The sequence below is a fragment of the Saccharopolyspora phatthalungensis genome (assembly GCF_014203395.1).
Lineage (GTDB): Bacteria > Actinomycetota > Actinomycetes > Mycobacteriales > Pseudonocardiaceae > Saccharopolyspora > Saccharopolyspora phatthalungensis.
This window is the reverse complement of record NZ_JACHIW010000002.1, coordinates 738,397-749,886: the sequence shown is the minus strand read 5'-3', so window position 1 is coordinate 749,886 and position 11,490 is coordinate 738,397. Positions and strand designations below refer to the sequence as shown.

The window sequence follows — 11,490 nt, the reverse complement described above, 5'->3', positions numbered from 1 at the left end:
GGGTTTTTCCGCCTTCTACTACGCTCGGCGGCGTGGACGCCTTGGAGGAGATCAAGCGGCTGAACGCGCACATGTTGCGGACCGTGGCCATCGGCGGTGACGCGCTGGGCGTCGCGCCAGGAGGCAAGCAGCGCGCCAAGGGCTACGTGCGCGCCATGTTGGATGCCGCCGCAGCGGTCCTGAGCGAGCGCACAGGGGACGATCGGCCATTCTCGCACGCACTCGCTCGCGCGGTACTCAGGGACGAAATCAGCCCGGAGGAAGCCCTACGCCTGCACGCTGAGGGCCGGGATACTCTGCTGTAGTTCCTTCCCGAGCTGCCGAACGTCGCTGCCCTGCCGCTTCGCGGATTCCTTGATCAACGGCGCCAGGCGTCCCGCGAGCCGGGCGCTGCGAACGTGCTCGGCGTGGCCGATGGTCTGCTGTCCCACTGTCACGGCTTGATCGGGGTCGCCCAAGGCCAGATGCACCCGTGCGAGGTTGGCGGTTTCGAAGGCCAAGGATCGGTGCTCCCACGGCCGCCGCCCTCGAACGGCAACGTCCAGATCCGCAAAAGCCGCTTCGTAATCTCCACGTGCGATGTGTCCCGCGCCGGTCACGGCTGCGAGGTCCGGAGCGCGAAACCACCGGAATGTGGGGGTATCGCGAGAGAAATCCACGTCGGCGTGGTGGCTTCGCGCCTCGTTGATCTGTCGTGCTGCGTATTCCGAGAAGCCGGCTTTCGCACTGGACCACGCCGCGTTGGCGCAGAGAATCGACATCATCAGTGGGGAACGGTCCACACCGACGGTGCCGAGCTGGAAGAGCTTCGTCGCGGCTGCCGGGTCTCCGAAGTGGAGTTCGGTGCGACCGGCGCAATAGAGCAGGCGAGCGCGCATCATCGCATCTCTTGCCTTGCCAGCAAAGGACAAACCTCGTCCGTAGTGTGCGCGGGCGGTCTCGGTGTGGCCTTCTTCGGTCGCGAACCACCCGGCCGCACTGTGGCAGTAGGCGAGTCCGCTGAAGATCGCCCGCCGCGTCCTTTCGTCGGCCTCGGCCGCATCCAGCGATTCTCCATACTCGACGGCGGAAAGCGCGGCCCGGTACTGGCCGTATCCGCCGTGCCGCCGGTCTGTGGCGCGAAAGGCGTCCACCAGCGCGGTAAGGGCTTGGACATCGCTTGGACGGACCATCGTCGTGAGCGGTTCGGGCTCATAGTCCGTTGCTGGGGCGAACATCTGCCGCTGTTCGTCGCTGACGGTTCCGCCCAGCGCGAGACTGCTCACCAGCGTCATGAACGCGCGTCGCTTCACGTCTTCGTCCTCCTCGCTTGGAGGTTGTCTGTCCGTCCCTGCGTATGGCAGTCCCATCAGCCCGCGGGGGATCGATAGCCCCTCCGCGATGCGTTCCAGGAGCGCATACGACAGGACTTTCCGCCCCCGCATGATGTCGTGCACTTCGCTCTGGTTTTGGCCCGTCCGCATCGCTATGCGGCTCTGCGAGACGCCGCGCGAGTTCAGCAACCGGTAGAGCGCGGAGATGTCACGACGTCCCAGGATCGCATGGGCGTCCGGGTGCCCCCATAGTTCGGTCAGGTCGTCGATCATTCACGTAGCGTACCCAGATGATCACGCTATGAGAGTGACGCGCAACCGGCCGCGCGGGTGAATCTGCGGCGTCTGAGGTTCCGCTACCGGACCGCTCGGGAGCTGGTGCCGAAATCCGTGGGAGGCGGCGCAGGGTGGCCCGGGATTTTCATTCGACTCATCACTCGGCGGTGCCATAGCCTGATCTTGCTGAGGGGCGCCTGAAGTCAGTGCGGATATGGAGACTGGGCATGGGCAAACTGGCCGGCAAGGTCGCGTTCATCACGGGAGCAGCCAGAGGCCAGGGACGCAGCCATGCCGTCCGGCTCGCTCGGGAAGGCGCGGACATCATCGCGATCGACACCACCGCGAAGGTCGAGACCGTCCCTTACGCCTTGTCCTCGGCGGAGGATCTTTCCGAGACGGTGCGCTTGGTCGAAGCACTCGACCGGCGAATCGTCGCACGCGACGCGGATGTGCGGGATTCGGTGGCGCTGGCCAAGGCGGTCAACGACGGGATCGCAGCGTTCGGGCGACTCGACATCGTGCTGGCCAACGCCGGCATCTCCAGCCCGGCGCCGACGTTGGAGATGAGCGACGAAACCTGGCAGGACATGATCGACATCAACCTGACCGGGGTATGGAAGACGCTGAAGGCATCCGTGCCACACATCATCGATGGCGGCCGTGGCGGTGCCGTCGTGATCACCAGTTCGATCGCGGCGATCCACGCGAACCAGAACATCGCGCATTACAGCGCGGCGAAGGCCGGTCTGGTGATGCTGATGAAGGTGATGGCCAAAGAGCTGGCCCCGCACAGCATCCGGGTCAACACCGTGCACCCGACTACGGTCGCCACGAAAATGGTCCTGAACGACGCCGCCTACCGGCTCTTTCGACCAGACATCGAAAACCCCTCCCGCGCCGACTTCGAAGCGGCCGCCAGGACGCTCAACCGAATGCCGGTCGCTGCGTTGGAGCCGTCCGACGTCTCCAACGCGGTCCTGTACCTCGTGTCCGACGACGCGAGGTACGTCACGGGCACCATGCAGGTCATCGACGCCGGCGGCGCGCTCTGACTGCACGACAGCGAATTTGCTGTTCTGCGGTTCCATCGCTGTCTCGCAGCTCATCGGGCGGGACATGGCGCCATCGAGATTCCGGTGTTCTTCGGATTGACCGCTAGGGTCGGTCTTATAAGCGGCGTAAGCCGCTTGCGGTGTGGGACTCAGCTTGTGCCGCTGCGGGTTCTCAGGCGTCGCCTGGCGAAGACAGCCCAGCGCCGCGTATTGGGTATACGTATAAGTAATAAGTTGGACGATGTGGAGTCCGCGGCCTGAGGGATTCTGAGCGGCTTACCTTGACATGATTCGCGCGCCTTTCGAGGGGGTTGGGGCTGTGGGAGGTTCGGTGTTGGGTGGGCCATCCCCGCGATCGGTGGATCGCGGGGGCTGTGTTCCGGAGGTCAAGCCCGGCCTGGCGGCCGCCTCTTCGAGGTTTCAGGCTTGACATCCGGCCCACAGCCCCGGTTCGGCTTTGTATCGCGGGGATGGCCCCGGAGTGGGCTGGCGCAACCGGCGGGTTGCGTTGCCGGGGTGGCGGATTCGGTCGTGGCTGGGGCTGGTGCCCGGTCGGCTTGGGGTTGTTCCGTAAGGGTTTTTGATCGGTCGTGCTGGCGGGCGCCTTCGGCGTGTGGTGGAGGTTTTTGTTGCTGGGTGGGGGTTTTCGGGGTTTTGGTGGGGGTTTCACCTGATCAAGCGATGCTGGAATGCGTGCGAATGGGTGTTCGAATCTGGGAGAATGGAGGCATGGCACCGTTGACGGACACCCGGGACGCGAGCGTGGAGATGATGTCTTCACGGTCGTCTGTGGTGTCGTGCTCGGATGCCGAGCTCATCGCCCGGATTCAGCGCTGTGAGCAGAGCATGCGGGTGGTGATGATGGAGCAGTTGCAGGTTATCGCCGAGGCCGACCGGCGGGGGCTGCATGCCGAGCGTGGTGCGAGGTCGATGCAGGTGTGGTTGCGGGAGCTGTTCAACATCGACCACCGGGACGCCACGACCCGGGTGACGGTCGCCCGTAACGTCGAGGACCGGGCCTCGCTGTATGGCGAGACGATGCCCGCCGAGCTTCCCCAGACCGCCGCCGCCTTGTCGCAAGGCGCGATCAGTGTTGAGCATGCGCGGGTGATCGTGGCGGGCATTCGTCGGCTGCCGGAGTACGCCCGTTGTCACCGGGTGGGGGAGGTCGAGGCGACCCTGGCCGGCTACGCCCGCCAGATGCCGCCGCGTGAGCTGGAGACAATCGCCGAACGAATCAGGTATCTGCTCGACCAGGACGGGGCCTACCAGGACGAGGAGGGCCAGCACGAGGCGCGGGAGCTGCATTACGGGACCGCCCGGGACGGGATGACGGTCATCAAGGCCCGGCTGGACCGCGAGACCGGGGCGAAATTCGTTGCGCTCATCGAGCCGCTGGCCGCCCCGTGCCCGCAAACCGGCGGGGAGAAGGACCCTCGCAGCGCCGGGCAGCGCAACGCCGACGGCTTCGCCGCGCTGCTCGATCTGGCCACCGACTCCGACGGGATGCCGCGTGCCGGTGGGCAACGGCCGCACCTGACGATCACCATCGACTTCGAAGACCTCAAACGCGGGCTGGGTTTCCCCGATGAGCAGGGCATGCCCGGCACGCTCAACACCGGGCGTGCCATCACCGCCGAGAACGCGCGGCGCATCGCCTGCGACAGCGAAGTACTGCCCATGGTTCTCAACGGAGCTGGCCTGCCCCTGGACCTCGGCCGGGCCAGGCGAACCGCACCCGCGCACCTTCGCGCCGCGCTACTCCAGCGCGACGGCAGCTGTTCGTTTCCCGGCTGCGACCGGCCGCCGGGGACCCCCGACGCGCATCACGTCGTGAGCTGGATCGACGGCGGCCCCACCGAACTGGCCAACATGACAATGCTATGCGGCCACCACCACCGCACCGTGCACAACCACCGATGGGAAATCCAGATACGCGACGGCAGACCCGTCTTCATCCCACCACCCACCGTGGACATCAACCGAAGACCACGACCAGGCGGCAAGGCGCTGCCCGCCCAGCATCGCGAACACCTCCGGGACCTCATCCCCACCCAACGGGACCCGGCGGCCGAATCGTGCCGCTCGCGTTCGGAGGCGGCGTTCAGCTGACCGGTGCCGTGGGCTTTGCGGCTACCACGGCCGCAGCCAGCCGCCAGGAGGCATTCGTACCGCTGCGGCGCAGTAGCGGTGCACGCGCGGTGTGCTTCCTTGCGACGGGCCGAAAGTCCCGAGCTCGCTGATGCTTTGTACTTTCTCGGCTTCTGCGGCGACAGGCCCCAATATTTGAGTTACGCATCAATAAGTCGGGGATCCGGGAGTCCAGGCGGCGTCTGATTTTCCACTACTCGCACCGCAGCGCCTTGCTCTTTGCGGACGTCGCCGGCGAATGGTCCCGGCTGCTGGACAGCTGGTGGGCTGGGCGGAAGCCGCACCCTGACGCGTTAAACGCCACTCGGCCACTCTCGCCCACCCGGTAGTCAGCCGGGCGGCGACGGTCTAATCTCGATCAGCATGGCTGGTGATCGAGAAAACGGCCGCCCGGGGCCGATCGAGGATTACGCGTTGCTGTCGGACCTGCGCACCGCCGCCCTGGTCGGCAAGGACGGCTCGATCGACTGGCTGTGTCTGCCCCGCTTCGATTCGCCATCCTGCTTTGCCCGCCTTCTCGGTGGCGACGATGACGGTCATTGGACGATCGCGCCGTCCGGCCCGGTGCAGCGGGTGCAACGGCGCTACCGGGGCAACTCCTTGATCGTGGAAACCGAGTTCCACACCGCGTCCGGAGTCGTGCGACTGATCGACAGCATGCCGCCGCACGAGAAGAATCAGGACGACGAGCCGTGCGTGGTACGGGTGGTCGAGGGCGTCTCGGGTGCGGTCGAGGTCGACCTGAGATGGGTGGTGCGGTTCGCCTATGGCGATTCGGTGCCGTGGGTGTACCAAGACGAGCGCTCGGAGCCGGTGCCCGACCGCTGCATCGTGGCAGTTGCCGGCCCGCATACCGTGGTCCTCCGGGGGGACCTGCTGCCGCAGCGCACGGCCAAGGGGCGCGCGCACGAGTTGGCATTCACCGTTCGTGCCGGCGAAAAATACGCCTGGGTCATGCAGTGGTCGCCGAGTCCGGACGAGTTGCCGGCGCCGATGGATCCGTTGCAGGAAACGAAGGACAGCGAAGACTTCTGGCGGGACTGGACCCGGAAAATCGATTACCGCGGACCGCACGCGTCAGCCGTGTACCGGTCGCTGGCGACCCTGAAAGCGCTGACCTACGCACCCAGCGGTGGCATGGTGGCCGCACCGACGACCTCGTTGCCGGAGGTGTTGAGCGGGAACAGGAACTGGGATTACCGGTACTGCTGGTTGCGCGACGCCACGCTCGTCCTCTTGGCCTTGGACAACTACGGGTGCGTCGAAGAGGCCGCGGCCTGGCGCTCGTGGCTGGTGCGTGCCGTGGCGGGAGATCCCGCGGATCTGCAGATCATGTATGGCGTCAACGGGGAACGGCATCTGCTCGAATGGGAGGCCGACTGGCTGCCCGGATACCACGGTGCCAGCCCGGTGCGGATCGGCAATGCGGCGTTCCGGCAGCGCCAACTCGACGTGTACGGCGAGGTCATGGATGCACTGCACCTCGCACGGGAGCGCGGCCTGACGGAGACCGCCCAGTCTTGGGCGTTGCAGCGCGGCATGTTGCGGCATCTCGAGAAGATCTGGGACCAGCCGGACAATGGCCTGTGGGAAGTTCGTGGCCCCGAGCGCTATTTCACCCATTCCCGGGTCATGGTGTGGGTCGCGTTCGACCGGGCGATCCGCGCCGTCGAGGAGGACGGTTTGCCGGGCCCCGTCGAGAGCTGGCGGGAGATCCGGCATGCTGTGCACACGGAAGTGCTGGCCAAGGCGTGGAACGACGACCTGGGAGCATTCACCCAGTACTACGGTGGCACCACACTCGACGCGGCGACGCTGCTGCTGCCCGCCGTCGGGTTCCTCTCCGGTGACGATGAGCGGGTCCGCAGCACCGTGCACGCCGTGCAGGCGAACCTTCAGCATGGTGTGCTCGTCGATCGCTACACCACCGGCGCGGAAACGAACGAGGTCGATGGGCTGACCGGCCGGGAAGGTTCGTTCCTGGCGTGCTCTTTCTGGATGGTCGATGCCCTGGCGCTGTGCGGAAGGAGGAAGGAAGCGGAGGACATGTTCGCCGAGCTCCTGCGGTTGGCGAACGACGTGGGCCTCTACGCCGAGGAGTACGATGTCCACACCGGACGGTTCACCGGCAACTTCCCCCAGGCGTTCAGCCATCTCGCCCTGATCAACTCGGCGTCGGTGCTCTACGGCGGGCGCACCAGGGAAGAGATCAATCGTCGGGGCACCTCGGCCGGAAGCCGACAGGACTGATTCCGTCCGGGCGGCAGGGGATGCGCTTGCCGGCTCGGCCTATTTCTCGGCTCCAGGAAGGACGCCAGTGCGCACCACGGTGCGCGCCACTTCGGCGAGTTTGACATTGGTGTTCTGCGATGCTCGCTTGAGCGCTGCGAAAGCCATCTCGCTGGAAAGCTGGTATCGCTCCATCAACCTGCCCATTGCTTGGCCGATCTCTTGGCGGGTCTCCATCGCCGTGCGAAGCTGATCTTCTGTGCGTGCACTGTTGAGCGCCACCGCTGCGTGCGAGGCGAGTACCCATCCCTTGCGTTGGCTCCGCAGGTCAAAGGTGTTTCGCGTGTTGCTGTAGAGGTTCAGCGCGCCGAAGTGCTCCTCGGTGTAGAAGAGCTGGAATCCGAGCATGCTGGCGAACCCGAGTTCGCGAGCACGCGGTGCGTAGGCGGGCCACCGGGTTTCACTGGCTAGATCCTCGGATCGGTAGACCTGCTCCTCCCAGGGAACCTTGCCCAGCGCCGCGTCGAAGCAAGGGCCCTCGCGCAATTCCACTTGCGCCTCGTCCGACTCACGCACACGTTCGCTCGTCAACGCCGCCGTATGCAGCCCGTGCTTTCGGTCCAGCAACATGACGCCGCCGTCATCGCAACCCTCCAGGAACTGCAATGCGAGCTCGACCACGCGGTCCAAGACGTCTTGTTCGGCGCGTTGCGACGCGAGATCACGAGCGATCTCTGCGCACCACACGAGAAGATCCTCATCCGTCACGACTCATGCAACCCCTGCATCAAAATGCCACATTCGAACCACATGCCTGAACGAGGTTCAGCGCCGACCTGGCAAGCCGCGCTTCCGCTCGCAGTTTACGCGAGCGCCGCCGAATAGGTTCCCGCCGGACGGAGGGATGACAGCACACCCTGCTGCTCGTCGGCCGCCTCCTCGTCAAGATTGTTGTTATGGGGTAGCATCGGCAGCGGTTGTGCAGTCAGCCGCGGATCAAGCAGAGTACCGACGAGGTGCTGGTCCGGAGTCCTCGACCTGCCGCAGGTTAGTGCGCAAGTCGGGTGTCGCGACTGCGCATCTCTCGGCGGAGCGAGAAGGGGTTAGCGCTGTGACCGCCGATTCCATCACCTTCCAAGCTGCTCGTGCGAACACACGGGCGGCCACCAACGAGCGCACAGCGCCCGGTAAAGCCTTGCGGGTGCGGGTGTCGTACCCGAACTCCGAGTCAATCGTCGTTGCCGCGTTCGGTGAGATCGACGCCGCTACCGTTGCCCGCTACGAAGAAGCGTTGCTGCCACGGCTGTCGGCTGCGGTACGGCTCGTCGTAGTCGATTTGAAGCAGGTTCACTTCCTCGGCGTACCGGGACTCGAGTTGTTGCACCGCGCTCGGCTGCTGGCCGAAGCTCAGGGCGTCGTGCTTCGGCTGGTCGCCGACACCGGTGAGGTTCTTCGGGCATTGGACGTGGCAGGGCTCGCGAGCCAACTGGATTGCTTCTCCACTGCGCTTCCGGCGCTGGCGACAGGTGTCTGAATTGGTGCGGCGGAACCGCACGGCGCCTTACCGCGTCAGACGACTTCGTCGATCCGGCCCGTCGCCACGTCGAAGACGAAGCCGCGCACTGAATCCTTCTTCGGCACGAACGGGCTGTTCCGGATCCGCGCTATCGACTGGCGCACGTCCTCTTGCGGATCGGCGAACGCCTCGGCGGCCCAGGTCGGCTTCACGCCGGTGTCCTGCTGGATCGACAGTTTGAACTCGTCGTCGGTGAAGGTGAGCATGCCGCAGTCGGTGTGGTGGATCAGCACGATTTCCTCGGTCCCGAGCAGCCGCTGGCTGATCGTCAAGGATCGGATCACGTCCTCGCTGACGACGCCTCCGGCATTGCGGATCACGTGTGCCTCGCCTTCCTGGAGACCGAGCGCTCCGTAGACGTTGAGGCGAGCGTCCATGCAGGCCACCACGGCCACCTTCTTGGCCGGAGGCAACGGCAGCGGACCCTCGAAGCCCTCGCTGTAACGGGCGTTGTTGGCGACGAGCTCATCGGTTGCGGACATGGCATAACCTTTCCGTCCAGGATTGGGAATGACTGACCAAGACGGCCGCGCACGCCGATGACACCCGAAGAACGGAGACGAAAAGGGAGGGTCGAAACGACCGCGCGCGGCCTAGCGACAGAACTCGTCGAACTCGTGAACTCGACGGCTCGGCCAGAACGGCTCAAGCTGCACACCGCGCATGCACCTATGCTGCCACCGCGCTACGAGGTTCGGCAAGCGACGAAGCGGGTTGCGCCGTGCCGGTCGTCGTGAGATTCCGGTTTTGCCGGAAGTTGGGGGTTTCAGGGGCCGGTGGGGTCGTGGTGGGGTTCTTTATTGCCGGAAGTCGGGAGCGCCGGCGCGCGGTCGGATCGAATTGCGCGGCATTCACTCGGGTTTACCCGAATGACAGTCTATTGTGGACCAATTGGATATCCGCTGGTGGTGGTATTCTCGCCGAGCGGGCCAGGGGTGGAACCGCGCATAGATCACGCGAGGAACACGCCAGAACTTCCGATCGCGGCACGCCTGATCGCGCCAAATGATCCCAGCCGTCACCACGTCGTTGTTCCCGGGGCTCCGGTATTTTTGCCCGAAGATGCCTGGCCTGGGGGTCCGGCGAGGAAGAGTGTTTTGCGGTCGCGAATCGCGTGCGTGTTCGGGACGCGGTGCCTGACTCGCTTGCGAGTCGCTGGTACGAAAGGGCAGGGTTGTCGGGGCATCGTGCGCCAATTATCGGGAGGCGTTTGACTTTCCGGATGGAGTCGTGATTCACGCTCGTGGGGAAGCTATTTGGATTGCCAGGATTCGCTCGTCCGATCGGGTGAACGAGTGACTTCGCCCAAATTTGCGGTAACGCCGCCCTTGTGCAGGTGAATTTCGCAGTTGTACTCTTCCGGCTACCGGTCGAGTCCGGCTACCGGTCGAGCCGGAGGATTTCACTCGAAGTGCCGCTGAAGCACCACCGTTGGGAGAACTGCGCCTGGCATCGGCGTTCGGACAGCGAGTTCGCCACCGCGATCCGGGTTCTATCGCCCATCGCGTCGTGATTCGGTTAATCATCTCGAATCATCGCAGGATGGGAGGAATCTGCTTGTCGAATACCTCGCATGGTGCCGCGGCCGTGAAGCGGCCAATCGAGAAATAGTCGTCCAGGGAACAGCGGTCTGGTGCGCGAACAATGCTGAAGGTTGAAATGAACGAATCACATGCCCTGCTCGAACCGCCTGCCCTGCTCGATCGGCCCGCAGCGCAACAACCCGACTGGCCGGACCCGTGTGCACTGCGGGAGGTGGTGGATGAACTCGCCGCGCGGCCGCAACTCGTCTCGCCTCAAGAGTGTGATCGGTTGCGGGCGAGACTCGCCTCGGTGGCCGCGGGCGAGGCATTCCTTCTCCAAGGAGGCGATTGCGCGGAAACCTTCGCGGGTGCCACCCCCGGGGCCGTCGAGCGGAAGGTGCGCACACTCCTTCAGATGGCCGAGGTCCTCGCCGCCGGTATGGACCTGCCCGTGGTGACCGTTGGCCGCATCGCGGGTCAATACGGAAAACCCCGTTCCTCGGCAATGGAAACCAGAGACGGTACGGTCCTGCCGAGTTACCGGGGCGACGCCGTGAACGGGATGGACTTCAGCACCGAGGAGCGGACACCGGACCCGGGCAGACTCCTCCAGGCATACCGGACTGCGGCCGACACCCTGGCGCGGGTTCGGGAACTGACCGGAAACCCCGCGCCGGTCCGCCAGGAGTTCTTCACCAGCCACGAGGCGCTGCTGCTGCCGTACGAAGTCGGTCTCAGCCGCACTGACCCGCTGACGGGCCGGCGATTCGGCATGTCGGGCCACATGCTTTGGATCGGGGAGCGGACCAGGCAGCCCGACGGCGCGCACGTGGAATTCGCCGCTGGGATTTGCAATCCCGTCGGTGTGAAGCTCGGGCCGACCGCCGATCCGGCCGACGTGTTGGCGTTGATCGACGGACTGGACCCGGACCGCCAACCAGGCCGACTCACCCTGATCACACGGATGGGCGCAGGCAGGGTCCGCGATGTGCTGCCGCCGCTCGTGGAGCGGGTCGCCGCGAGCGCGGGCCCGGTGACCTGGGTTTGCGATCCCATGCACGGCAACACGTTCTCCTCGCCGAGCGGCTACAAGACTCGTCGTTTCGACGACGTGCTTGACGAGGTCGTGGGCTTTTTCGAAGTGCACCGTGCGCTCGGAACCCACCCGGGCGGCCTGCATCTGGAGCTCACCGGTGAAGCCGTCACCGAGTGCGTCGGTGGGACGCCTGCGGTGACCTTGGAAAGTCTGAACCAGCGGTACGAGACGGCGTGCGACCCGCGCCTGAATCGCGACCAAGCACTTGAACTCGCGGCCGCGGTGGGGGAGCTGGCGAGGCTCGCGCCGGGGGTGGTTGTCTCCTGATTCC

The 11,490-nt window shown here is 65.3% G+C and carries 9 protein-coding genes; 6 read left to right on the top strand and 3 right to left on the bottom strand.

The features are described 5' to 3' along the window. Nucleotides 1-32: 32 nt before the first annotated feature. Entirely contained in the window at nucleotides 33-305 is a 273-nt protein-coding gene (locus BJ970_RS30250) for a hypothetical protein (RefSeq protein WP_184730557.1), read from the top strand. On the opposite strand, the gene BJ970_RS30245 is transcribed toward BJ970_RS30250, so the two are convergent. Further along, nucleotides 267-1,586 (bottom strand): helix-turn-helix domain-containing protein, encoded by a 1,320-nt coding sequence (locus tag BJ970_RS30245; RefSeq protein WP_184730555.1) that lies wholly within the window; start codon nucleotides 1,584-1,586, stop codon nucleotides 267-269. The two genes, BJ970_RS30250 and BJ970_RS30245, sit on opposite strands and share 39 nt — an antisense overlap. A 230-nt stretch (nucleotides 1,587-1,816) precedes the next feature. On the opposite strand from BJ970_RS30245, the gene BJ970_RS30240 reads away from it, so the two are divergent. The 3 genes from BJ970_RS30240 (at nucleotide 1,817) to BJ970_RS30230 (ending at nucleotide 7,045) form a co-directional block, all read left to right on the top strand. After that, nucleotides 1,817-2,644: a mycofactocin-coupled SDR family oxidoreductase gene (locus BJ970_RS30240; protein WP_184730553.1), complete on the top strand. Its 828-nt coding sequence runs from the start codon at nucleotides 1,817-1,819 to the stop codon at nucleotides 2,642-2,644. A 729-nt stretch (nucleotides 2,645-3,373) separates the two neighbouring features. After that, a complete protein-coding gene (locus tag BJ970_RS30235; protein WP_184730551.1) occupies nucleotides 3,374-4,756 on the top strand; it encodes an HNH endonuclease signature motif containing protein in 1,383 nt (460 codons plus the stop codon). A 402-nt stretch (nucleotides 4,757-5,158) separates the two neighbouring features. Further along, nucleotides 5,159-7,045 carry a glycoside hydrolase family 15 protein gene (locus BJ970_RS30230; protein WP_184730545.1) on the top strand — a complete coding sequence of 629 codons (1,887 nt, stop codon included), beginning with the start codon at nucleotides 5,159-5,161 and terminating at the stop codon, nucleotides 7,043-7,045. A 39-nt stretch (nucleotides 7,046-7,084) separates the two neighbouring features. Here the strand turns inward: BJ970_RS30230 and BJ970_RS30225 are convergent, their stop codons facing one another. Beyond that, nucleotides 7,085-7,771, bottom strand: a complete 687-nt coding sequence (locus BJ970_RS30225) for a GAF and ANTAR domain-containing protein (protein ID WP_312864549.1) — start codon at nucleotides 7,769-7,771, stop codon at nucleotides 7,085-7,087. Nucleotides 7,772-8,135: 364 nt separating this feature from the next. Here BJ970_RS30225 and BJ970_RS30220 point away from each other — a divergent pair, with 364 nt between their 5' ends. Then, on the top strand, nucleotides 8,136-8,558 hold the full coding sequence (locus tag BJ970_RS30220; protein WP_184730541.1) for an STAS domain-containing protein: 423 nt from the start codon (nucleotides 8,136-8,138) through the stop codon (nucleotides 8,556-8,558). A gap of 35 nt (nucleotides 8,559-8,593) precedes the next feature. Here BJ970_RS30220 and BJ970_RS30215 read toward each other — a convergent pair whose 3' ends face one another. Beyond that, complete coding sequence (locus BJ970_RS30215) at nucleotides 8,594-9,082, bottom strand: beta-class carbonic anhydrase (protein WP_184730539.1); 489 nt, start codon at nucleotides 9,080-9,082, stop codon at nucleotides 8,594-8,596. A 1,177-nt stretch (nucleotides 9,083-10,259) separates the two neighbouring features. Between BJ970_RS30215 and BJ970_RS30210 the strand changes: the two genes are divergently transcribed. Then, entirely contained in the window at nucleotides 10,260-11,486 is a 1,227-nt protein-coding gene (locus tag BJ970_RS30210) for a 3-deoxy-7-phosphoheptulonate synthase (protein WP_221468315.1), read from the top strand. Nucleotides 11,487-11,490: the final 4 nt, after the last annotated feature.